At 73.0% G+C, this 22,872-nt stretch carries 15 protein-coding genes; 5 read left to right on the plus strand and 10 right to left on the minus strand.

Features of this window, described 5'->3' with window-relative positions; genetic code table 11:
* Positions 1-81: 81 nt before the first annotated feature.
* From ACIQVD_RS20040 to ACIQVD_RS20050, 3 genes are all read right to left on the minus strand, one after another.
* Entirely contained in the window at positions 82-1,545 is a 1,464-nt protein-coding gene (locus ACIQVD_RS20040) for a hydrolase (protein WP_402290839.1), read from the minus strand.
* 315 nt (positions 1,546-1,860) lie between these two features.
* Positions 1,861-3,759 carry an RICIN domain-containing protein gene (locus ACIQVD_RS20045; protein ID WP_400679690.1) on the minus strand — a complete coding sequence of 633 codons (1,899 nt, stop codon included), beginning with the start codon at positions 3,757-3,759 and terminating at the stop codon, positions 1,861-1,863.
* A 104-nt stretch (positions 3,760-3,863) separates the two neighbouring features.
* On the minus strand, positions 3,864-5,780 hold the full coding sequence (locus ACIQVD_RS20050) for a discoidin domain-containing protein (RefSeq protein ID WP_402290842.1): 1,917 nt from the start codon (positions 5,778-5,780) through the stop codon (positions 3,864-3,866).
* Between the two features lie 161 nt (positions 5,781-5,941).
* Between ACIQVD_RS20050 and ACIQVD_RS20055 the strand changes: the two genes are divergently transcribed.
* Entirely contained in the window at positions 5,942-6,997 is a 1,056-nt protein-coding gene (locus ACIQVD_RS20055) for a LacI family DNA-binding transcriptional regulator (RefSeq protein ID WP_402290844.1), read from the plus strand.
* Positions 6,998-7,085: 88 nt separating this feature from the next.
* Here ACIQVD_RS20055 and ACIQVD_RS20060 read toward each other — a convergent pair whose 3' ends face one another.
* The gene (locus ACIQVD_RS20060; RefSeq protein ID WP_402290847.1) at positions 7,086-8,810 is read right to left on the minus strand and encodes a hypothetical protein; all 1,725 of its coding nucleotides are present in this window, start codon (positions 8,808-8,810) and stop codon (positions 7,086-7,088) included.
* 105 nt (positions 8,811-8,915) lie between these two features.
* On the minus strand, positions 8,916-11,774 hold the full coding sequence (locus ACIQVD_RS20065) for a DEAD/DEAH box helicase (RefSeq protein WP_400679935.1): 2,859 nt from the start codon (positions 11,772-11,774) through the stop codon (positions 8,916-8,918).
* A gap of 299 nt (positions 11,775-12,073) precedes the next feature.
* Between ACIQVD_RS20065 and ACIQVD_RS20070 the strand changes: the two genes are divergently transcribed.
* The 3 genes from ACIQVD_RS20070 (at position 12,074) to ACIQVD_RS20080 (ending at position 14,151) form a co-directional block, all read left to right on the plus strand.
* Entirely contained in the window at positions 12,074-12,805 is a 732-nt protein-coding gene (locus ACIQVD_RS20070; RefSeq protein WP_100839263.1) for a hypothetical protein, read from the plus strand.
* Positions 12,806-13,403: 598 nt separating this feature from the next.
* Positions 13,404-13,778 (plus strand): hypothetical protein, encoded by a 375-nt coding sequence (locus ACIQVD_RS20075; protein WP_100839264.1) that lies wholly within the window; start codon positions 13,404-13,406, stop codon positions 13,776-13,778.
* Between the two features lie 43 nt (positions 13,779-13,821).
* A complete protein-coding gene (locus tag ACIQVD_RS20080) occupies positions 13,822-14,151 on the plus strand; it encodes a helix-turn-helix transcriptional regulator (RefSeq protein ID WP_100839265.1) in 330 nt (109 codons plus the stop codon).
* Between the two features lie 83 nt (positions 14,152-14,234).
* Here the strand turns inward: ACIQVD_RS20080 and ACIQVD_RS20085 are convergent, their stop codons facing one another.
* From ACIQVD_RS20085 to ACIQVD_RS20105, 5 genes are all read right to left on the minus strand, one after another.
* Complete coding sequence (locus tag ACIQVD_RS20085; protein WP_402290850.1) at positions 14,235-15,503, minus strand: ThuA domain-containing protein; 1,269 nt, start codon at positions 15,501-15,503, stop codon at positions 14,235-14,237.
* A 230-nt stretch (positions 15,504-15,733) separates the two neighbouring features.
* Positions 15,734-17,701 carry a DUF5107 domain-containing protein gene (locus ACIQVD_RS20090; RefSeq protein ID WP_402290852.1) on the minus strand — a complete coding sequence of 656 codons (1,968 nt, stop codon included), beginning with the start codon at positions 17,699-17,701 and terminating at the stop codon, positions 15,734-15,736.
* A 157-nt stretch (positions 17,702-17,858) separates the two neighbouring features.
* On the minus strand, positions 17,859-18,725 hold the full coding sequence (locus tag ACIQVD_RS20095; protein ID WP_402290854.1) for a carbohydrate ABC transporter permease: 867 nt from the start codon (positions 18,723-18,725) through the stop codon (positions 17,859-17,861).
* Positions 18,722-19,690 (minus strand): carbohydrate ABC transporter permease, encoded by a 969-nt coding sequence (locus ACIQVD_RS20100; RefSeq protein ID WP_402290856.1) that lies wholly within the window; start codon positions 19,688-19,690, stop codon positions 18,722-18,724. The genes ACIQVD_RS20095 and ACIQVD_RS20100 overlap by 4 nt, the downstream gene beginning before the upstream one ends.
* A gap of 2 nt (positions 19,691-19,692) precedes the next feature.
* Positions 19,693-20,991 (minus strand): ABC transporter substrate-binding protein, encoded by a 1,299-nt coding sequence (locus ACIQVD_RS20105; RefSeq protein WP_402290859.1) that lies wholly within the window; start codon positions 20,989-20,991, stop codon positions 19,693-19,695.
* A 366-nt stretch (positions 20,992-21,357) separates the two neighbouring features.
* Here ACIQVD_RS20105 and ACIQVD_RS20110 point away from each other — a divergent pair, with 366 nt between their 5' ends.
* A complete protein-coding gene (locus ACIQVD_RS20110) occupies positions 21,358-22,656 on the plus strand; it encodes an ROK family protein (RefSeq protein ID WP_400679669.1) in 1,299 nt (432 codons plus the stop codon).
* Positions 22,657-22,872 lie beyond the last annotated feature (216 nt).

A 22,872-nucleotide genomic window follows, 5' to 3' on the forward strand; every position in this document is an offset into this window, starting at 1 on the left:
CCGTCACAACCGCCGCGGAAGCCCCGGCCGTCACAGCCGTCGCGGGCACCGTACGGCAGTGCCCGCGACGGCTGTCGGGGGTCAGGAGACGTCGACGGTGATGTCGTCGAGGACGAACGAGGTCTGCTTGGTGTAGTCCTCGGCGCCGGTGAACTTCAACGTCACGCTCCGGCCCGCGTAGGCGGCGAGGTCGAAGGTGCGCTGCTGGTAGCCGGCGGCGGCCTTGGTGTTGTCGTAGCCGGCCAGGGTGGTGCCGTTGGCGGTGACGGTGAGGGTGTCGAAGGCGGTGGTGGTGGAGGCGGCGCTGTCGATGTGCAGCCAGAAGCTCAGCCGGTAGCTGCCGCAGCCGGTCGGCAGGGTGACGGTCTGGGACAGCGTGTCGGTGGTGGTGGTGCCGTTGCCGTCGAGCCAGGTGTCGTAGCCGCCGGTGCGGGCGGGCTCACCGGCAGCGGAGTTGACGGTGCTGGTGCCGTCGCTGTTGGTCTCGGTCCAGCCGGCGGTGGAGCCGGTCTCGAAGCCGGGGTTGGTGATCAGCTGGGCGGCGGGGCAGCCGGTGCCGCCGCCACCGGTGCCGGTGCTCTTGGTGAGCCAGGCGGTGGTGTTCAGGGCGAGGGCGGCGTCGGTGCCGGCCGGGTCGTTCCAGCCGTCGTAGAGGGTGTTGCCGGACTGGCCGGTGCCGTCGTCGATCGGGGAGGAGTCGCCCCAGACGGCGACCCGGCCGCTGCCGAAGGTGGAGGTGGCGAAGGCGGCGCCGGTGCTGCCGCTGTAGCCGGTGCGGTAGAGCAGGCCCTTGACGTTCGGGTTGTCGGCGGGCTTGAGGGTGAAGGTGGTGCCGTTGCGGATGATCGAGCCGGTGACCTTGCCGAACGGGCCGTTCAGCACCTGGTCGGTGGTGTCGGTGATCGCGCGCGGGTTGTCGGTGGTGAGGTTGAGCAGGTCGACGGAGAAGCCGAACGGGTCGGTGCTGTCGACGCTGTTGGTGGTCAGCAGGTCGTTGATGATCTTCGGGGAGTCCCAGCCGTCGTTGTTGCGGTCGCTCTGGGTGTGGTCGGAGATCAGGAACAGGCCGCCGCCGTTCTGCACGAACTTCATCACTGCGGTCTTCTCGGCGTCGCCGAGCCGGACGTTGGGCTCGGGCAGCACGAACGCGTCGAAGTTGGCGAGGTCGAGCGCGCCGCCGGTGCCGTAGCTGATGGTGTTGCCCGCCGGGAGGGTCTTCAGGCTGTAGCCGCCGGCCTTCTGCAGGGCGACGCCCCAGGCGGAGAGGGCGCCGGTCCAGGAGGTCTCGGTGGTGGGGTTGGCGTTCTGGGCGAGCGGGTCGGGCTGGCTGGTGGAGATGATCCAGTCGGCGTTGCCCGCGGTCTCGCCCTTGGTGTTGTCGAACAGCACCCGCTTGGGGGTGGCGGCGGCCGCTGCGGCGGGGGGCGCCTGGAGGGTGGTGGCTGCCGCGGCGGGGTGCGGCTGGACGGTCGCGGCGGCGGCGGCGAGCAGCAGGCCGGTCGCGGCGAGGGCGGTCGGGCGGACGGCCTTGGAAGCCCTGATCATCTGTTGATCTCCTCTGCCGTGAGTGGGGGCGTCACCGGTGCGCGCTACGCGCGTAGGCGCACCGGAACGGTCCCATGGTGAGGTAATCAGGGCTTGAACGGAACACGTCGAGTCGGCGCGGCGCGCACTGACACCGGATCAGCACACCTGCGGGGGAACGGAGACGGAGTGCCCGCCGCGGGCGCTCAGGCACGCGCGCGACGGGCACTCCTGGGGCGGTCGGTCCACCAACCGGCCACCCCGGCTCAGGGGGGCGACGGCCCGGGCGTGGGCCCAAGCGTGGGTCCGGGCGTGGGCCCGGGCGTGGGCCCGGGGTCAGCCGACCGCGGTGAGGCGGAAGGACTGGGCGGAGCCGCCGGTGCAGGCCCACTGCTGGAGGCGGGCGCCGTCGGCGGTGGAGACGTCGGTGACGTCCAGGCACTTGCCGCTGTTGCGGTTGACCAGCGTCCAACTGCCGTCGGACTGCTGGACCGGCTTGAACTGCTGGTTCGCGCCGGAGGACCACTGCCAGGTCTGGATCTTGGCCCCGTCGGCGGTGGCGGCCCCGGTGACGTCCAGGACCTGGGCGCCGGCCGCGGCGTTGCGGTTGGTGACGCGGTAGTAGCCGCTGTCGGTGGGGGTGAACTGCCACTGCTGGTTGGCGCCGTTGCCGCAGGCCCACTGCTGGACGGCGGTGCCGTTGGCGGTGCCCCAGCCGGTGGCGTCCACGCACTTGCCGGAGTTGGCGTTGGCCAGGGTGTACCAGGCCGCGGTGTTGACCGGCCCGCTCGGCGGGGTGGTGCCGCCGCCGGTGGGGGCGCCGGGCCAGGTGAAGGTGGCGACCGCGCCGGCCGGGAGGTCGTAGACCAGGGAGCGGCCGCTGTCGCTGATCGAGAAGTGCTGCGAGCCGCCGGTGGCGTTGAGCACCACCGCGCCGCGCGAGCCGTCCGGGTTCAGGAAGGCGACGTCCTGGAGGCCGCCGCTGCCCTGGCTGGTGGAACCGATCCGGCGGGCGCCCGGCTTGACGAACTTGGAGACGTGGCCGAGCACGTAGTACTCGGCGTTCTTGCCGTAGCCGCCGCCCGAGACCTCCAGCACGCCGTTGCAGGTGGTGGAGCAGTTGCCGTACTGCGGACCGCCGTTGGCGTCCAGGGCGACGTTCCACAGCACGGCGGTGCGGCCGCCGCTGCGCAGGTTGCGGATGATCAGGTTCTCGGTCTGCCACTTCAGGGTGTTGCCGAAGGTCTGCGCGGGGGTGGCGGAGTCGGTGCCGGTGCACTCGGTGAAGAACACCGCCTTCCCGGTGTTCGCCACCTGCTGCTCGGCCTCGGGCTGGCCGCCGTAGCAGTGGAACGCCGCGCCCTTGAGCCGGGCCACCGAGGCGTCCTGGGAGAGCACGCTCAGCGGGAAGGAGGTGTCGTCCCAGTTGTGGTCGTAGGCGTAGAGCTCGGTGGACAGCCCGGCGGCGGTCAGCTTGGTGTCCAACACCTTGACGAAGTCCGCCTGTTGGGCGGCCGTCATCCCGGTGGAGGGGTAAGTGGTCTGGAACTTGGGCTCGTTGGCGACGGTCAGGTCGCTGATCGGGGCGCCGGCCGCGCCGTACGCCTGGATCGCCTTGACCAGGTAGTCGGCGAAGTCGCCGTAGTTCTCCGGCTTCAGACTGCCGCCGTTGAGGGAGTTCGAGGTCTTCATCCAGGCGGGCGGCGACCACGGGGTGCCCATGATCCGGATGTTCGGGTTGACCGCGCGGGCCTGGTTGATCGCGGGCAGGATCTCCTGCTGGTCGCGGGCGATGGAGAACGAGCCCCGGGTGTCCTCGTACGAGTAGAACGGCAGGTGCGAGACGAAGTCGGAGGCGCCGAGCGGCTGGCGCAGGTAGTTGAGGCCGATGCCGCCGCCCGCGGTGGAGAAGAGGTCGTTCATCAGGGCGGCCCGGGTGGGGGCGGACAGCCCGGCCACCAGGTGGGCGGAGGACTCGGTGAACGCGGCGCCGAAGCCGACCAGCGGCTGCTGCACGTCGGCCGCGTTGACCGCGATGTCCTGCGCCTGCGGGCTGGTGGCGGAGAACGCGACGGAGGCGGCCTGGGCCAGGCGGCTGCCGCCGTCGGCGGTGGTGATCCAGACCTGGGCGGTGGTGTCGGCGGCCTGGGCGGACGTCCCGCCGACGGTGGCCAGGCCGGCGGCGGCCAGGGCGAGGGCCACGGCGGTGCGGACGGAGCGGTGCGGTCCGTGCATGGGGCGGCTCCTTGTGGGGGTGGGGAGGTGCGGGCGCGGGGTGACGGGGTGGCGGAGTGGCGCGGCGGTGCGGTAGGGGCGCGGAGGCGGGGCGGCGGGGTGGTTCAGCGGTAGAGGCGGACGTCCGCGAGGCTCCACCAGGCGGGCGCGGTACCGGTGTTGGTGATCCGCAGGTACCGGGCGCGGGTGCCGGGCGGCAGGTCGACGGTGGTCAGCTGGCCGGTGCCGGCTCCGGTGGCGAGGGGGTGCCAGCGGGTGCCGTCGTCGCTCGCCTCGATCCGCCAACTGCGGGCGTAGTCGCCGAGGTTGTCGCCGCTGTCGAGGGCGATCCGGTCGAAGGCGGTGCGCCGTCCGAGGTCGATCCGCAGGTACTGGCCGGGGGTCTGGACCGCGCCGCTGGACCACCGGGTGGCGGCGTCGGCGTCGATCGCCAGGTGCGCGTCGGCGTCGGCGGGCCGGGCGGCGGCGGTGGCCCCGGTGAGCGGGACTTCGCGCCGATCGGGCTGCGGCGCACCGGACTTGGGCCAGCGGAAGGTGGCGAGCGCGCCGCCGGGCAGCGTGTACTCGAAGCTCCGGCCGCCGACCGCGACGGCGAAGTCGCGCGGCGCGTCGTTCTCGTTGTGCACCACCAGCACGGTCGACCCGTCCGGGTCGGTGAACGCGACGTCGGCCAGCTGGCCGTTCCAACCCGGCGTGCCGAAGCTGGTGCTGGCGATCCGGACGGCGCCGGGGCGGACGAACTTCGACAGGTGGCCGACGGTGTAGTACTCGGCGCCGGTGCTGACGGTGCGGTCGTCGTGCACGGTCAGCAGGGCGGTGCAGGTGGCGCAGCCGCCGTTGTGCGGGCCGTCGTGCTCGTCCAGCGCGATGTTCCAGTTGAGCACGGAGCGGGCCCAGTTGCGGGTCGCGCCGACGGTCAGGTTGCGGGCGTGCCAGGTGAGGGTGGACCGGAAGGTCTGGGCTGCGGTGTCGTCCGGGCCGTGCGAGCCGGAGCACTCGGTGAACCAGATGCCCTTGTCGGGGTGCGCGTCGTGCAGCGCGCTCTGCGCGGACGGGTCGCCCGCGTAGCAGTGGTAGGCCGTCCCGGCCAGCCACCCGGCGGCGTCGCTGTCCAGCAGCCGGTACGGGTAGTCGGTCTCCGGGTCCTCGCCGGGCGGGGTGCCGGCGACGTCGTCCGGGTGGGTGGTCCAGTTGTGGTCGTAGCCGAGGATGCGGGTGCGCGGGCTGGCCCTCCGCAGCAGCGGGCCGAGCGCCTCGATCACCTTCTCCTCCTGCTCGGCGGTCAGGTCGGTGCCCGGGTACGCGTCGGGCCTGCGGTTCTGCGGCTCGTTCTGCACCGTCAGGTAGTCCACCGGGACGCCGGCCGCGGCGTACGCCTGGACGAACTTCACCAGGTAGCGGGCGTACGCGTCGTAGACCGCCGGGTCGTCCTTGAGCCGGCCCCCGACCAGCGAGTCGCCGGTCTTCATCCAGGCGGGCGGGCTCCACGGCGTGGCGACCACCTTCAACTCCGGGTTGAGCCGCCGGGCCTGGCGCAGCAGGGGGAGGATGCGCTGCTCGTCGTGGGCGATCGAGAAGCGGCTCAGCGCGAAGTCGCTCTGCCCGGCCGGGACGTCGTCGTAGGTGTAGTGCGCGGCGGCGGCCGTGAAGTCGGAGGAGCCGATCGGCTGGCGGACCATGCTGATGCCGATCCCCCGCGCGGGGTCGAAGAGTTGACGCAGCGCGGCGTCCCGGTCGGCCGGGGGCAGGGAGCTCAGGACGGCGGCGGAGGAGTCGGTGATCGAGGCGCCGAAGCCGTCCATCCGCTGGAAGGTCCGCCCGGGGTCGACGATGATGGTGGTGCGGGTGGAGGCGCCCGGGTGGAACGCCACCGACGGCCGCTGGTGCAGCAGTTCGGCGCCGTCCGGGGTGGTGACCCAGACCTCGACCCCGCCGGGCCGGTGCGAGGGCGCGGGGGCGGCTCCCAGCAGGCCGAGCGCCAGGGCGGCGGCCGTGGCGGTGCCGAGCACGCGTCGGTACATCGGTGGTCCTTCCGCTTCCTTCATGAAACGAAATGAAACATTTCTGCAATCCGGGTGGTGCGTTCAGGAAACGGCACCGGGTTTCCGCGTGTCAAGATTCATGCACGCCTTGAGAGTTGGGAGATGTAAGATCGCTTCCATGAAACGAAACGATGAAACACATGGGTAGACCGAAATCCACCCGGGTCACGGTGCGGGACATCGCGGCCGCCGCCGGGGTCTCCCCCGCGACGGTCTCCCGCGTCCTCACCGGTCAGGCCGCCGTCTCCGAGCCGACCAGGGCCGCCGTCCGGGACGCGATGCAACAGCTCGGCACGCCCGAGTCCGCGAGCGCGACCGCGAGCGCGGCGGCCGCCGCCCGACGGGCCGCCACCCCGCCGGGCGCGGTCTTCGTCCGCTGCCCCTACCTGCTCACCGACTACTTCGGCACCATCGTCACCGCCGTGGCCGAGGCGCTCGACCGGCACGGGCGGGAACTGATCCTCAGCGCGGGCGGCTCCGCCCAGCGCAACGGGGCGCTCGCCGGGCTGCCGCGCCGCCGCGACCTCGCCGGGGCGCTGCTGATCCTCCCGGTCGAGGAGAGCGCCGAACTGGAGCGACTGCGCCGCCAGGACGTCCCGTTCGTGGTCATCGACCCGCGCACGCCCGTCCCCCGGGACATCGCCGCCGTCTCCGCGTCCCACTTCACCGGCGCCCGCAACCTCACCGCCCACCTGGTCGCGCTCGGCCACCGGCGGATCGGCTTCATCAACGGCCCCGTCGACTGGCTCGCCTCCACCTCCCGCTTCGCCGGCCACACCGCCGCCCTCGCCGAGGCCGGCGTCCTGATCCCCCCGGAACTCGTCACCAGCATCGAACCCACCAGCGACTGGGGCCACACCGCCGCCGCCCGCCTCCTGGACCTCCCCCGGCCCCCCACCGCCCTGGTCGCCTTCAACGACAAGGCCGCCATCGGCGCCCTCCGCGCCGCCCACGAACGCGGCCTGCGCGTCCCCGAGGACCTCTCCATCGCCGGCTTCGACGACGACTACCTCAGCCGCACCTCCATCCCCACCCTCACCACCGTCCGCCAACCCCTCGAAGAGCTCGGCGGCCTCGCCGTCAGCCTCCTCCTCCGCCTCATCGAAGGCACCGCCCTGGAGGCCCTGCACGTCGAACTCGCCACCGAACTCATCATCCGCGACTCCACCGGCCCGGTCCCGGGCGCGGCGCCCTGAACCGGCCGCCGGGCGGACGGCACTCCGCCGGGTACGCCGCCACCGGTACGGCCACCCGAGCCGGACACCCGGGCCCGCCGGGGCCGGGTCACTCGACGGGAGCGGTCTCCGCGACAACCTCGGCGTCGGCCGCCAGGGCGGTGCGGGGCCTGCGCAGCAGCGCCTCGCGCTCGGCCTCCGGGATCGCCATCGACTCGGCGAGGACGGCGGCCAGCGCGTCCACCTGGGCGCCGTCGCCGTCGGGACGGAAGACCCACCGGATGCTCTCGTCCCGGGTGATCAGGTCGATCACCGGCCGCGCGTCCCCGTCCCGCGCGGGCGCCGCCCGGACGTAGCGCACCAGGTCCAGCGGGACGACCTGGCGGATCTCGCCCTGCTCGAGGAACGCACCCGCCCGGGCGGTGACGATGCGGCGGTCCGTGACGGCGACCAGCGTCCGGGTGGTGCTCCGGTCCCGCGCCGCCGCCAGCATCTCCTTCGCGCCGCCGAGGATCGCCGAGATCGGGCCCAGGGCGTCCAACTGGTCGGGGAAGGCCAGCGCCCGCAGCGTCTCGCCGCCCTCCAGGACCCACCGCAGCAGGCGCAGGTACGGGTCGAGCTCCAGCGACCCGGGCGCGCAGAGCACCTGCGGGGCCGCCAGCACCGGCGGCGCCGGACGCAGGGCGTCCGCGAGCGGCTCGACCGCCTCCAGGAGCCGGACGGAGATCTGCCGCACCGCCTTGGCGTCCTTGCGGCGGCCCGGCAGCGACAGCCCGTCCGGCCCGGGGAGTTCGGCCAGGGTGCGCAACTCCCTGGTCAGCGCGTCGAGCAGGCCCGTGGCCCCGGCGAGCGCCGAGTCGAGCTCGGCCCGGGTGCCGCGGACGACGACCTCGGCGTACCGCGCCTCGTCGGCGTCCGCGTGTCCCGCCGCGCTAGCCCGGCCGGCCCGCAGCGCCTGGTAGCCGGTCCACGCCTTCAGGGAGGACAGCAGGGCGTTGGCGTCGAAGACGATCGCCTCGGCGTTCGTCCGCAGGTACTCGCGGCGCTGCGCGCCCGGCCGGTCGAGCTCCTCGACGTGACCTCGGACGTTGCCCCGGTACAGGTCGACCTGCTTGCGCAGCAGCGCCTCGCTGCCCGCGAGACCGTCCCACAAGGACGCCGGGACCGCCCCGACCTCCCGGGCCTGTTCGACCGCCCGCTCGACGGTGGCGACCAGGCCGGTCAGTTCGGCCCACTGCTCGTTGCGGATCGCGGTGAGCACCTGGGTCGTCAACGCGATGTTGGTCCTGACCAGGCCGGTGATCTCGTTCAGCTGCATCTGCAGGGCGATCGAGGCCAGCGCCGGCCCGAGGGTCACCGCGACCTGCGCCGCGCCCGCCGCGCCCGTCATGCCCGCCGCACCCGCCAGGCCCACCTCGCCCACGGGAACGAGCCGGGCCTGCCCGACGATCCTGCCGCCGTTGAACACCGCGCCGAGGTGCGCCCCGTCCTTGACGGCGAGCGTCCCGCCGGCCTTCAGCAGGGCCTGCGTCGCGTCGCTCAGCCGGTAGAGCCCCTGCGCGGCGGGCAGCGCCTTCCCGAGCGTGCCGGCCGCCGCGGCCACGGTGCCCACCGAGGCGAGGGTGGTGGACAGCAGCGTCCGGTCGGCGGTCGACACCAGCCCGAAGTCGACCAGGCCGGGCGCGAGTTCCGCCGGGACCTCGCCGAAGACCACGGCGATGCCCGGCAGCACCTCGGCCAGCACCGTCGAGGCGGGTATCGCGTCCTGTGCCGCGTCGGCACCGGCGCTCCCCCCGGGCTCGGTGGTTCCGGTCGAGTCCGCAGGGTCGTGCATGCGATGTCCTCCCGCAGGGCCGGACGGCCGGACGCCGTCGGCGTTCACCGCCGCAGTCTAGGGGCCCGAGCGCGCGAAGCGGTCGGGCCCGTCGCCGGGGGCCGGTCAGCCGACGGAGGAGTACGCGATGATGCCGCGCCGCATGCCGTCGACCGCCTTGCGGGCGGTCTTGCGGAGTTCCGCGTTCTCGCCCGCCGCGTCCTGGATCTGGCCGAGGACGTCGATGAGTTGCTTGGTCCAGCGGACGAAGTCGCCGGCGGGCATGTCGGCGTCGCGCAGGACGGCGTCGAGGTCGTGGCCGAGGGCCCAGCGGTAGGCGGTCCAGGCGAAGCCGACGTCGGGTTCGCGCTGGCCGACGCCTTCGGCGGTGGAGATCTTGTGCTGTTCCTCGAGGGCGTCGAGCCGGCCCCAGATGCGGACCATCCGGCCGAGGGCCTCCTTGGCGCCGCCCTCGGGGACGCGCGGGGCGAGCGCGTCGTCGGACTGGCGGGCCTCGTAGACCAGGGCGGAGGCGCAGGCGGCGAGTTCGGCGGCGGCCAGGCCGTCCCAGACGCCCTCGCGGATGCACTCGGAGGCGAGCAGGTCGAGTTCGCCGTAGAGCCGGGCCAGGCGCTTGCCGTCGTCGGTGACGGTGTCGCCGCGGAGGTAGCCGAGGTCGGTGAGCAGGCCGCAGACCCGGTCGAAGGTGCGGGCGATGGTGTGGGTGCGCGAGCGCATCCGGCGTTCGAGGAGTTCGGTGTCGCGGTGCAGGCGGTGGTAGCGCTCGGCCCAGCGGGCGTGGTCCTCGCGTTCGTCGCAGCCGTGGCAGGGGTGCTGGCGCAGGGCGGCGCGGAGCCGGCTGATCTCGGGGTCGTCGGCGGCGGCGGCGCGGCCCTTGCGGAAGCGCTCGGGTTCGAGGTGGCCGGCCTTGGTGCGCAGGGCGGAGGCGAGGTCGCGGCGGGACTGCGGGCTGCGCGGGTTGAAGGACTTGGGGATGCGCATCCGGTCCATCGCGGCGACGGGGTGCGGGAAGTCGATCATCGCGAGGCGCTTGACCTGGCGTTCTGCGGTGAGCACGACCGGGCGCGGCCCGTCCTGGAAGTCGGGGTGGCGGGGGCCGCCGCGGCCGTGCCCGTTGCGGCTGACCGGGGGCAGGCCGGGGTCGAGGACGAGGGCGAGGCCGGCGAACTTGCCGGTCGGGACGTGGATGATGTCGCCGGGCTTGAGCTGCTCGACGGCCTCGACGGCGGCGGCCCGGCGCTGCGAGGAGCCCTCGCGGGCGAGTTCGTTCTCGCGGTCCTTGAGTTCGCGGCGCAGCCGCATGTACTCGTCGAAGTCGCCGAGGTGGCAGGTCATCGACTCGCGGTAGCCGTCCAGCCCCTCCTCGTTGCGCTGCACCTGCCGGGCGATGCCGACCACCGAGCGGTCGGCCTGGAACTGCGCGAAGGAGGTCTCCAGCAGCTCGCGGGAGCGGTGCCGCCCGAACTGGCCGACCAGGTTGACGGCCATGTTGTACGAGGGGCGGAAGGAGGACTTGAGCGGGTAGGTGCGGGTGCCGGCCAGGCCGGCCAGCGCCTCCGGGTCGAGGCCGCGCTGCCACAGGACGACGGCGTGGCCCTCGATGTCGATGCCGCGGCGGCCGGCCCGGCCGGTGAGCTGGGTGTACTCGCCGGGGGTGATGTCGGCGTGGGTCTCGCCGTTCCACTTGACCAGCTTCTCCATCACCACCGAGCGGGCGGGCATGTTGATGCCGAGGGCGAGCGTCTCGGTGGCGAAGACCGCCTTGACCAGGCCCTGGACGAACAGCTCCTCGACGACCTCCTTGAACCGGGGCAGCATGCCGGCGTGGTGGGCGGCGATGCCGCGCTCCAGGCCGTCCAGCCACTCGTAGTAGCCGAGGACGTGCAGGTCCTCGTCGGGGATGTCGCGGCAGCGCTCCTGGACGAACTGGCGGACCTTGGCGCGGTCGGCGTCCCGGTTCAGGCGCAGCCCGGAGTTGAGGCACTGCTGGACGGCGGCCTCGCAGCCGGCCCGGCTGAAGATGAAGGTGATCGCGGGGAGCAGGCCCTCGGCGTCCAGCCGGTCGATCACGTCGACCCGGCTCGGCGTCCAGACCCGGCCGGGGCGGCCGGCGGGCATCGAGCGGCCGCGGCCGCGGGCGAACCTGTCCCGGCCGCGGTCGGCCTCGGAGCGGGCCAGCCGCACCAGCTCGGGGTTGACCGCCTTGGCGGGGTTCTTCAGGCTGCCCTTGGGGCGGCCGTCCCGGTCGGGGCTGGCGAACAGGTCGTACATCCGGTTGCCGGCCATCACGTGCTGCCAGAGCGGGACGGGGCGGTGCTCGGAGACGATCACCTCGGTGCCGCCGCGCACGGTGTCCAGCCAGTCGCCGAACTCCTCGGCGTTGGAGACGGTCGCGGAGAGCGACACCAGGGTCACCGACTCGGGGAGGTGGATGATGACCTCCTCCCAGACCGCGCCGCGGAACCGGTCGGCGAGGTAGTGCACCTCGTCCATCACCACGTAGCCGAGGCCGTCGAGGGCGCTGGAGCCCGCGTACAGCATGTTCCGCAGGACCTCGGTGGTCATCACGACGACCGGCGCGTCCCCGTTGACGGAGTTGTCGCCGGTGAGCAGGCCGACCTTGGCCTGGCCGTAGCGCTTGACCAGGTCTCCGTACTTCTGGTTCGACAGCGCCTTGATCGGTGTGGTGTAGAAGCACTTGCGGCCGCCGGCCAGCGCCAGGTGGACGGCGAACTCGCCGACGATGGTCTTGCCGGAGCCGGTCGGCGCGGCGACCAGGACGCCCTGGCCGCCCTCCAGCGTCCGGCAGGCGCGGAGCTGGAAGTCGTCGAGCGGGAAGTCGTACAGCTGCTGGAAGCCGTAGAGGGCGGTGGCCTGCTCCTTGGCGCGCTCGCGGGAGGCGGCGTACCGCTCGGCGGGGCTGAGCCGCTCCTCGGCCGCGGGGTCGAGCTGCTCTTCGGGCATGGGGCTGCCGGGCACTGGCGTCACCTTTTCTTCCCGTGGGTGTGGCTGGACGAGAACGCAGACGGCGACGCCTGCGGCTGCGGGGCCGTGGCCCGGGCGGGCGACGGGGCGCAGCGGGTGCTTGGGGTGTGGTGATCGAGCATCTCAGCCTGAGATTACCCGTCCGGAGTGACATCAACATCAGACTTTTCCGGCACTTCTCCGGCTGCGTGCCCATGTCAGGGCGGCTGTCGCCGCCGGTCGGGCGGGGCGCGGAAAACCGGGTGACCGTCGAACGGGTGTGCCGCTACCGTCCTCGTGTGGCCAAGTTGAACCAGATCATCGCCGTGGAAAAAGGCGTCAAGTCGAAGTCGTTCCAGGAGCTGACGCAGTCCCACCAGGACTTGCAGAAGCCCGCGCTGCTGGCCGGCCTGTCCCGGACGTACCAGCCCAAGGACGAGGAGGGCGAGCAGCTGCCCCCCGAGTCGACCCGGGTGCAGGTGAAGGCGGAGGACGTGCTGCGGGCGACGGCGGCGACGCTGACCCGGCTGTTCGACGTGACGGCCACCAAGGACTGGGCGAACACCGAGGCCCGGGCCGACGTGGTGGTGGACGGGCGGACGCTGGTGGCGGGCGCGCCCGTGACGTACCTGCTCTTCCTGGAGAAGCAGCTCACCGACCTGCGGACGTTCGTCCGCAAGCTCCCGGTGCTGGACGCCGCGGAGGCGTGGTCGCTCGACCCCTCGACGGACGCGTGGAAGACCGAGGCGGTGCGGACGATCCGCACCAGGAAGGTGCCGCGCAACCACGTCAAGGCGGAGGCGACGGAGAAGCACCCGGCGCAGGTCGAGGTCTACTACGAGGACGTGCCGGTCGGGTACTGGACGACGGTGAAGTTCTCCGGCGCGCTGCCGGCCCGGCGGGTGAACGAGCTGCTGGAGCGGGTGGAGAAGCTCCAGCAGGCGGTGCAGTTCGCCCGCGAGGAGGCGAACGGGGCGGAGGTCACCGACCGGCGGGTCGGCGACGCCGTCTTCGGCTACCTGTTCGGGTAGCCCCATGATCGCCCCCGGGTGAGACCGGGGGTGGCGCGAAGAGCGCAAGCTGACACTGAGGTTGAAGCTGAACCCGGGGAACGGTGGGGGTTCGAGTCCCTCCCCCGGCACCACGTGCCGGGGTGGCCCAAATGGTAGAGGCACCCCTTGAAACTCAGACTCTCGCTCAAGTCTCAGCATTCGCCACCGAGCGCCGGATCGACCGGACGGGGCCAATAGCGTCGGATGGGGGTTCGACTCCCCCCTGCGCCTCTCCATGGCGCGGTAGCTTCAACGGTAAAGCAAGCGCTTTGAGCATGATCACCGTCCTTAAACGTGCCGGTGCGCAACAATTGGGTGGCACACAGGGGCCCGGGAGCCGGATACCGCTCCCGGGCCCCGCCACGTTCCGGGCCGGTTCCCCGGGAGGGGGTGCCGGAATCACGTACGCGTGAACTGCTCACATCCGTAGTTGCAAATGTCTTCATGTGGTCAGTGAATCGACGCCCATCGATCACGTCCTGACCAGAAACGAAAGATTCCGGTCAACAGTCGGCCGCGGTGCGATCCCGTTCCTACAGTCGTGCCGACCGACCCGGCCACGACAGGAGGACAGGCGATGGCGAATCTCGAAACCTCGCTCAAGGAAGCCATGACCATTGAAGGTGCCATCGGGGTGGCCCTGGTGGACTACGGCAGCGGCATGGCGCTCGGCACCCTGGGGGACGGCGGGGACATCGACCTGAACGTCGCCGCGGCCGCCAACACGGACCTCGTCCGTGCCAAGATGCGGGCGATGGAAATGCTCAACCTCCACGACGACGGCATCGAGGACATCCTGGTCACCCTGACCAACCAGTACCACCTGATCCGGCCGCTCACCACGTCCAGCGGGCGCGGCCTGTTCCTGTACCTCGCGCTGAACCGCAGCCGGTCCAACCTCGCCATGGCCCGGCACCAGCTGAAGCGGATCGAGTCGACGCTGGAGGTCTGAGCGCGGGACGGCGGCCTGCGTGCCGCCGGAGAGGGGAGGAAGCATGCCCGTACCGCTGTACCAGGCCAAGGCCGAGTTCTTCCGGATGCTCGGCCACCCGGTGCGAATCCGGGTCCTCGAACTGCTCCAGGCCGGCCCGACGCCGGTGCGCGACCTGCTGCCCGAGCTGGACATAGAACCGTCCAGCCTCTCCCAGCAGCTCGCCATCCTGCGCCGCTCCGGCCTGGTCACCGCGACCCGCGAGGGCTCGACGGTGGTGTACGCCCTGGCCGGCGCGGACGTCGCCGAGCTGCTCCGGACGGCCCGGCGCATCCTGACCGAACTGCTCGCCGACCAGGGCATGCTGCTGGAGGAACTGCGCGCCGCGCGCTAGGCCCTGTCCGGCCGGGAGCGGCCCGCCGCACGGGCAGCGGCCCGGTACGGCGGGCCTCCGGACGGCCGGGCGGGCCGGGGCGGCTAGGGCTGCGCGGTGAGGCGGAAGCTCTGCGCGGCGCCGTTGTCGCAGGTGCGCTGGACGAGTTGGACGGAGTCGGTCGCCGCGGTGGTGGCGACCGCGAGGCACTTGCCGCTGTGGCGGGCCACGAAGTGCTGGGTGCCGGCGGGTTCGGCGACGGCGCGCCACTGCTGGTTGGTGCCGCCGGCGTAGGCCCAGAGCTGGAGCGGGGCGCCGTCGGCGGTCGACCGGTCGGTGACGTCGACGACCTGGTCGGGGTTGTTGCGGGCGGCGAGGCGGACGTAGCCGCCGTCGGTGGGGGTGAGCCGGAACTGCTGGGCGGCGGTGCCGTTGCAGGCGTACTGCTGGACGGCGGTGCCGTTGGCGGTCGCGGCGGCGCGGGCGTCCGCGCACCGGCCGTTGGCCTGGGAGGTCAGGGTGTACCAGGGGTCGGCGGGGGCGGGTGCCCCGCCCAGCCACTTGAGGGCGTCGACCAGCATCCGGTTCTGGGTGGCGGAGGCGAAGGTCGAGGACGTCCGGGTGTTGGTGCTGTAGTTCATCGCGTTGTGGCCGAAGTTGGCGTAGAGCATCCGGTACTGGGTGTTAGTCCACAGCACGGGGTAGTCACCGCCGTACCAGGACTGGTTGGGGTCGGTGCCGAGCGGGAAGCTCGACGGGTCCACCGAGGCGAGCACCTTGATCGCGGGGTTGGCCCGCAGGTTGTTCGACCAGCTGTACCACTCGCTGACCGAGGAGGTCCAGGTCGCCGGGAGCGAGGCCGCGGCGGGGTGGGTGCCGTTCTCGGTGCGCAGCACGGCGGTGGTGGGCCCCCAGGTGTTGGAGCGGAAGTTGCCGCTGCCGAGGAACTGGTTGTAGTACCAGTTCCAGCTCGCCGCGTCGGTGGTGAACGCGGAGACGTGGAAGCCGAGCCAGGCGCCGCCGCCCCGCATGTAGCGCTCGAAGCCGGCCCGCTGGGCGGCGCTCTGCGGGGCGTCGTCGAGGAACAGGACCACGTCGTAGGCGTCGACGCCGCCGTTGGCGAGCAGGTCCCAGTCGGTGGTGGCGGTGTAGCTGAAGTTGTTGGCCGCGGCCGTCTTCGGGAACCAGTCGTTGGCTTCCTTGTCGAAGTCGATGTGGGCCGCGTCCCAGGTGCCGCTGTAGAAGGCGATCACCTTGAAGTCGGGGACGGCCGCGGCGGCGCGGGTGCCCGGGGCGGCCAGGCCGAACAGTAGGGCGAGCAGGGCGAGGACGGCGGGCGCGAGTCGTTTCAAGGACGGTTCGCGAACGAACACGGGTGCTCCTCGGCGTGGGGCGGGGCCCGGCGGTGGGAGCGCCGAGGGGCGCGCCGCGCCCCGCTTCTCTGAGCCGGGAACCTAAAGGTCTGAACCAGACACGTCAAGGGTTCTTTCATTCGCCTCTTGAACGCACAACGCCGTTTCCGGGTCCGGATTGTGAGGTTGCGTCAGTTCCGGCGTGAAGTCTTGACGCCGGGAGCACCCGCCGGTTGAATCAGCCGGTCGCGTCAGCCGGCGCCCTCCGCGGCCAGCATCCGGAAGTCGTAGGCCCGCGGGAGCTCCGCACCGCCACCGGCCGGGGCGGCGGCGCGCCGGTGGGCGAACCAGAGCTCGTGCAGGGAGCCCTCGCCCTCGCGGAGGTCGGCGAGTTCGATGCCCTCGCGCAGCAGCCGTCCGCAGCGCTCCGGGTCGCCGCTGTCCAGCGCGGCCCGGGCCTCCGTCCAGCGGACCCGGCCCGCGGCGCGGTCGGCCGGGGCCAGCGCGTCGAGGCGGTCCAGCACCTCTCCGGGGTGTCCGGCGCGGAGCAGGACGGCGGCGCTCTCCAGGACGAGCGGCAGCAGGGCGGGGGCGAGGTCGAGCGCCCGGCGGTAGGCGTGGACGGCGTCGTCGAGCCGGTCGGTGTGCGCGGCGAGGGCGGCGAGGCTGCGCCAGGCCCAGGCGGTGGGACGGTGTTCGAGCGAGCGCCGCCAGGCCGCGCGGGCGGCGTCGTGGTCGCCGGCGCGGGCGTGCAGGGTGCCGAGGTGGAGGTGGGCGAGCCAGTTGTCGACGGCGGCCAGCGGCGGCGTCCAGGCCGGGTCGGTCTGGTAGGAGACCGGCGGGCGGTCCGGGTCGCCGGGGGTGAGTGTGCCGTGGGTGAGGAGTTCGAGCCAGGGCTGCTGCTCGGGGCCGAGGGTGCGGTCGGGGAAGGGCGTGCCGGGGGTGGGCAGCGGGTCCTGGCCGGCCCGGGCGCGGCGGTGCTGCTCCAGGGCGCCCCAGCCGGAGCCGGTCTGCAGGATCTCCTCGGGTGCGCGGTCGGCCCAGTCGGCGGCGGCTTCGAGTTCGGCGTCCAGGAGGTGCTGCGGGAGGAGGGCGTCCAGGGCGTGCTCGGCCGCGTCGCGGGCCGCCGTCCAGTCCTCGCCGTGGACGGCGGCGGGGTCCGCCTCCAGCAGTCCGTAGGCCTCGGTCCAGGCCCAGCGGGCGCCGGCCGGCATCGGGAGGTGTTCGAGCTGGGTGCGGGCGAGGCCGGCCTGGATCTCCAGGTAGGCCAGGCCGGGTTCGGCGAGCCACTCCTGCCAGTGCCGGCCGCCCTCGCCCCGGCCCCAGAGGAAGAGCTTGCGGCCGCGGAGCCGTTCGGTGGAGGCCTGGACCAGGCCCCGGCCGCTCCCGTCCAGGGCGGTGACCCAGCGCCGCCGGCCGGCCGGGAGGTCGAAGAAGTAGTCGGCGGCGTCCCGGGCGAAGGTGGTGCGGCTGAGGTCGGTGCCGTCGGGGGCGGGGAGGGCGACCCGGCGGACCCGGCGGTCGTAGGAGAACTGCCAGGCGGCGTCGGCCGGGGCCAGCACCCGGACGTCGGGGGCCTCGGGGACGGCGATGTTGGACCACCAGTACATCGGGACGGTGTGCTCGCGCGGGTTGGTGATCCGGACGTGCACCAGCAGCACCGGGGAGTCGTCCGGGAGGCAGGCGTCGATCTGGAAGACCACGCCGCGGATGCGCTCGTACTCCCACATCCGCAGCACCGGGGTGCCGTCCGGGCGGGTGAGGCGGGCGGCGTGCAGCGGCTCGCAGGTGGTGGGGGTGTGGCCGATGGTGCCGATGTTCCACTCGACGCCGCCGGCCAGCCAGGCGCCGCGCAGGGCGAGGTTGGCGGGCTGGAACACCGGGTTGCGGAACAGCAGTTCGCGGCCGGTCGGCTTGTGGACCAGCGACTGGAGCCGGCCGCCCGCGGCGAGCAGGAAGACCGCGCGCAGGGTGTCGTTCTCCAGCACCGCCACCGGGTGGTCGGCGGGCGCCCGCTCCCGGGTGTAGCCGTCCTGCACCAGGTAGGGCAGGACGGAGGGCACCCGGCCGTAGCCGATGTTGCGGCGCATCTCCGCGTCGGCCTCGTCGGCGTCCTCGACCTGGTGCGCGTCCACGCCGGTGAACAGCGGGGGGAGGGGGTTGACGGGGCCGACCGGCGCGGTCGGCAGCGTCAGGGTGGCAAGCCGGAGCTCACTCATCTGCGGGTCTGCCTCTTCGGAGTCTGCGGAGTCTTCGGGGTCTGCTGGGCCTGCGGGGTCTGCTGGCCCTGCGGAGTCGGGGCCGGGCCGCGGGCCGGCCCCGGTGAGGGGGCCGGCGGCCGAAGCGGGCGGGCGGGCTGGCCGGCCGACGGGCCGGCTACTTGACGCTGCCGGAGGTGAGTCCGGCCTTCCAGTGCCGCTGGAGCAGCAGGAACATCACCACGATCGGGACGACCGAGAGCAGCGCGCCGGTGATGATCAGGTTGTAGGGAACGGTCTGGCCGCGCTGCTCCTTCCACGCGACCAGGCCGACGGTGACCGGCTGGAGGCGGTCGTCGGCGAGCATCAGCGAGGGCAGCAGGTAGTTCGTCCAGATCGTCACGAACTGGAACAGGCCGACGGTGACCAGCGAGGGCCGCAGGACCTTCAGGGCGATGGACCGGAAGATCCTGAACTCGCCCGCGCCGTCGATCCGCCCGGCCTCCAGCAGTTCGTCGGGCACCGCGGCGGCGGCGTAGATCCGGGACAGGTACACCCCGAACGGGCTGACCACGCTGGGGATGAACACTGCCCAGAAGGTGTTCACCAGGTGGGTCGCGGAGAACATCAGGTACAGCGGCAGGGCGAACAGCGGGGCGGGCAGCAGGACGGCGCCCAGGACGGTGTTGAAGACCGCCTCCCGGCCGCGGAAGGCGTACTTCGCCAGCGCGTAGCCCGCCATCGCGGACAGCAGGGTGGCGACGGCCGCGCCGCCGACGGCGTAGAGCAGGCTGTTGAGCAGCCAGCGGCCGTAGATGCCGTGCTGGACACCGAGCAGCTCGGAGACGTTGCGCACCAGCTCGATCCGCCCGGCGAACCAGAAGCCGTTGCTGGAGAAGAGGTCGCCGCTGCCCTTGGTGGCCGAGACCACCAGCCACCACACGGGCAGCAGGGAGTAGAGCGCCGCGAGCACCAGGACGGCGAGCGTCCCCAGGCGCCCGGCGGGGTGGGCGGCCCGGGCCGGGCCCCTCGACGTGTCCTTCACAGGGCCGCTCCGCGCTTGTTGACGAACCGCATGAACCCGAACGAGAGGACGAAGATCACCAGCGCGAGGAGCACCGAACGGGCGGCGGCGGCCTGGTAGTTGTTGGCCGCGACCTCGTTCTGCGCGGCCATGATCGGGGTCCAGTCGCCGGACAGCGCGGGGGCGACGGCCCGCATGACGACCGGCTCGTTGTAGAGCTGCGCGGTGCCGATGATCGAGAACACCGTGGTCATCACCAGGGCGGGCCGCACCATCGGGATCTTGATGTGCCAGGCGAGCCGCCAGCCCGTGCAGCCGTCGAGTTCGGCGGCCTCGGCGTACTCGCCGGGGAGCGCCTTGAGCGCGGAGTGGATGACGATCGTGTTGTAGCCGGTCCATCCCCAGGTCAGCATGTTGCCCACCGACCAGGGCAGCATGCCCGCGGAGGTGAAGTCGACGTGCAGGCCGAGGTCGGAGAGCGCCCGGGTGACCGGGCTGACGTCCGGCTGGTAGAGGAAGGACCACATCAGGCCGCCGATCACGCCCGGGATCGCGTACGGCAGGAAGAAGGCGAGCCGGAAGAAGCGCTTGCCGGGGGTGCGGCGGGCGTCGAGCAGCAGGGCCAGCAGCAGCGCCAGGCCCAGCATCAGCGGCACCTGGACGAGGCCGATCAGCAGCACCCGGAGGACGGAGGAGGTGAACGCGCGGTCCGCCAGCGCCTCGGTGTAGTTGGCCAGGCCGGCGAAGGCGGTGGTCGGGGGCGTGAGCCCGAGGCCGGAGCGGTGCAGCTTGAACAGGCTCTGGTGGACGGCGTAGCAGATCGGCGCGAGGAAGGTGAGGACGAACAGGGTGCCGAACGGGAGCAGGAAGCCCAGCGGCGTCCAGCGGCGCCAGTCGACGGCGCGGGGCCGCGGGGCGCCCGGCGGGGTGGGCCCGGTGCGCTCGCGCGGGGGCGCCGGGGCCGGGGCGGTGGGGGACGGGTGCATGGTCAGCCGACTTCCATGCCCTGGGTCTTCATCTCGGCCAGGGTCTGGGCCTGGGTGTCGGCCAGCGCGGCGTCCAGGGTGGTGGTGCCGGTGCCCGCCTTGCCGAGGCCGTCGCCGAGCGCGCCGGAGGTCTTGGTCATCACCGGGCCCCACTGGAAGCCGGGGTCGACGTGGGTGGCGGCGTCCTTGAAGACGTCGAAGACCCGCTGGCCGCCGTAGAACGGGTTGGGCTCGGCCAGCGCCGGGTTGTCCAGGCCGGAGAGGGCGGCGGGGTAGATGCCGGTCTCCTTGATCAGGTTGCCGACGCTGGCCGGGTCGGTGCCGAACCAGTGGGCGAACTCGACGGCCTGGGCGGGGTTCTCGCAGCCCTTCAGGACGGCGTTGGGGGTGCCGCCGGCGTTGCCCGCGGCGGGGGTGGCCGCGTCCCAGACCGGCATCGGGGCGACGGCCCAGTTGCCGGCGGTCTGCTTGACGCTGTCGGCCAGGATCGGGGTGTCCCAGACCGCGTTGACGTCGGAGAGGATGCTGCCCTCGCCCATGCCCTGGTAGAGGGCGGTGTCGAAGCTCGGCACGACCTTGACCAGCTTCCGGTCGATCAGGTCCTGCCAGAACGCGGCGACCTTCTTCGTCGCCGGGTCGTCCAGGTTCACGGTCCACTTGTCGCCGCTGGTGCCGAACCACTTGGCGCCGGCCTGCCAGGCGAGGCCGGCGAAGTTGTAGGCGTCGTTGCCGAAGTAGCCGATGTAGGCGTTCGGGTCGGCGGCGTGGACGGCCGCGGCGTCGGCGGCGTACTCGTCCCAGGTCTTCGGGGCCTGCTGGATGCCGTACTTGGCGAACAGGTCCTTGCGGTAGATGAACGCCATCGGGGCGGTGTCCACCGGCAGGCCGTAGGTGTGTCCGGCCACCCCGGACTGCGCGAACGCCCAGGACGCGTACTCCTTCGCGTACGGCGCGGCGGCCGGGGTGACGTCCTGGAGGGCGCCGGCGGCGGCGAAGGTGGGCAGCGTCTCGAAGCCGACCATGGCCACGCAGGGGGCGTTGCCGGCCTTCACGGCGCTGAGCAGCTTGGTGTAGCCGCCCTTGGAGCCGGGCGAGATCTTGCTGTAGACGACCTTGACGTCCGGGTGGGTGGAGTTGAAGAGCTCGACGGACTTCTCGTAGCCGGGGGCCCAGCCCCAGAACTCGATGGTGACCGGCCCGGCGGAGCGGCCCGCCGATCCGTCCGACCCGCAGGCGGCCGTGCCGGCCAGGGAGGCGAGCGCCACGGCGAGGGTGAGTGTTCTGAGCGCGCGGTTCTTCATGAGGAGGTCCTGTTCTGCTGCCTGCCGCGAGCGGACTCGGCCCCGGCGCGGCGGTGGGGGCCCGCTGAACACCCCGGGCCGTTAATTCGGCTAGTGTGTTAATTAAGGCGCGGGGCTGTCAAGGGGTGCGGTGGGCCGTTGCACAAACGCGACGAACGGCCGCACCCGCCGAACCGGTCGGGCAAAATGCCTGACGACAGGGGGAATTGATCCGTCCCGCCACATGTCGCGGGCGCCGCGGAGGCGGGATGGCGACCGGATCGGCACCCGGCGGCGGACGACGGCCGCGGTTATTTCATGTGGTGCATCAACTAATATGGGCAGGTCGACACCGGCCTGCCCCAGGTCTCGGAACGAGGAGAGCACGTGCGACAGACGCAGCGCGGCACCACCGGCACGGGCGGCCTCGCGAGCGCCGTCCTGGCGGGCCACCCCGAGGTCGCCGACAAGGCCTCACTGCGCCGCACCAACCTGGGCGTGATGCTGCGCCAGCTGCGGGAGAACGGCGCCCAGTCGCGCACCCACCTGGCCACCGCGAGCGGCCTGCCCAAGGCCACCGTCTCCGTCCTGGTCGCCGAGCTGATCCAGCGCGGCCTGGTCCGCGAGGGCGAACTCGACCGGGCCGGCGCGGTCGGCCGCCCGCACCGGATGGTCGAGCTCGACGGCCGCTGGATCTGCGGCGTCGGCGCCGAGGTCGGGCCCGACCACATCACCGTCCTCGCCCTCGACCTGCGCGGCACCGTGGTCCACCAGGACCGCCGCGCCCTCGACGTCCCCGCCCTCACCCCGCAGGCCGCCCTGCGCGAGGTCGCCGACCTGGTCGCGGACTGCCTCAGCGCGGTGGCCGAGCGCGGCATGCACACCATCGGGATCACCCTGATCACCCAGGGCTCGATCGACAGCGCCACCGGGACGGTCACCGTGGCCACCAACTTCGGCTGGCGCGACGTCCGGGCCGTCCACGAGCTGCGCGCCCGGCTGGGCCGGCACGCACCTCCCGTCCTGCTGGAGAACGACGCCGAGTCCGGCGCGCTCGCCGAGTACCTCGCCGCCCCCGGCCCCGACACCCGCGAACTCGTCTACGTCACCGGCGGGATCGGCGCCGGCGGGGCCGGCATCTCCGACGGCCGGCTGCTGCGCGGCTCCGAGATCGGCCACATGAAGCTCGACCGGCTCGACCGGCCCTGCGGCTGCGGGCGCACCGGCTGCTGGGAGGTCGCCGTCGGACTCCAGGCCCTGCTGGACGCCGCCGCCGACCCGGACGACCCGGTCCACGACCGCTCGGTCGACCTCGCCGAACGGCTCGGCGCGCTGCTCGACCGGGCCGACGCCGGGGAACCGCGCACCCTCGCCGCGCTGGCCGCCGTCGCCGAGGACCTGGCCCTCGGGCTCAGCGTCCTGGTGGACGTGCTGAACCCGCCCCGGATCGTCCTGGGCGGCTACTTCGCGGTCTTCGACCGGTACCTGGTCGGCCCGGCCCAGGAGTTCCTGGACCGCCGGCGGATCTCGCCCGGCTCCCAGCAGGTCGTCGTCTCCGCCTCCGCGCTCGGCCTCTCCAACGCGGCCCGCGGCGGCGCGCACCTGGCGCTGGAGGGGATCTTCCAGGACCCCTCCGACGTCCCGGTCCGGCCGGAGCCGGTCGAGGACGGGGTCCGCACCGCCTAGCCCGGCCGGGCCGGGCCGGGCCGGGCCGGGCCGGGCCGGGCCGGGCCGGGCCGGGCCGGGCCGGGCCGGGCCGGGCCGGGCCGGGCCGGGCCGGGCCGGGAGCAGCCAACGCCGCACCTCGCGCCGGGACTTGAACGTCGGCCCGAGCGACCGCCCCGACGGCGACCCGGGCGGCGGCAGCTCTTGACTTCACTCCCGGGCACTGCCACGGTGTGC

Source organism: Kitasatospora sp. NPDC090308 (genome assembly GCF_044769485.1).
Taxonomy (GTDB): domain Bacteria; phylum Actinomycetota; class Actinomycetes; order Streptomycetales; family Streptomycetaceae; genus Kitasatospora; species Kitasatospora fiedleri.

Bases quoted from the DNA above. Each gene is read 5' to 3' on its own strand.
- ACIQVD_RS20090 (WP_402290852.1), bottom strand. From the start codon at position 17,701: ATGAGTGAGCTCCGGCTTGCCACCCTGACGCTGCCGACCGCGCCGGTC.
- ACIQVD_RS20100 (WP_402290856.1), bottom strand. From the start codon at position 19,690: ATGCACCCGTCCCCCACCGCCCCGGCCCCGGCGCCCCCGCGCGAGCGC.
- ACIQVD_RS20055 (WP_402290844.1), top strand. From the start codon at position 5,942: ATGGGTAGACCGAAATCCACCCGGGTCACGGTGCGGGACATCGCGGCC.
- ACIQVD_RS20060 (WP_402290847.1), bottom strand. From the start codon at position 8,810: ATGCACGACCCTGCGGACTCGACCGGAACCACCGAGCCCGGGGGGAGC.
- ACIQVD_RS20065 (WP_400679935.1), bottom strand. From the start codon at position 11,774: ATGCCCGAAGAGCAGCTCGACCCCGCGGCCGAGGAGCGGCTCAGCCCC.
- ACIQVD_RS20105 (WP_402290859.1), bottom strand. From the start codon at position 20,991: ATGAAGAACCGCGCGCTCAGAACACTCACCCTCGCCGTGGCGCTCGCC.
- ACIQVD_RS20040 (WP_402290839.1), bottom strand. From the start codon at position 1,545: ATGATCAGGGCTTCCAAGGCCGTCCGCCCGACCGCCCTCGCCGCGACC.
- ACIQVD_RS20075 (WP_100839264.1), top strand. From the start codon at position 13,404: ATGGCGAATCTCGAAACCTCGCTCAAGGAAGCCATGACCATTGAAGGT.
- ACIQVD_RS20080 (WP_100839265.1), top strand. From the start codon at position 13,822: ATGCCCGTACCGCTGTACCAGGCCAAGGCCGAGTTCTTCCGGATGCTC.
- ACIQVD_RS20050 (WP_402290842.1), bottom strand. From the start codon at position 5,780: ATGTACCGACGCGTGCTCGGCACCGCCACGGCCGCCGCCCTGGCGCTC.
- ACIQVD_RS20045 (WP_400679690.1), bottom strand. From the start codon at position 3,759: ATGCACGGACCGCACCGCTCCGTCCGCACCGCCGTGGCCCTCGCCCTG.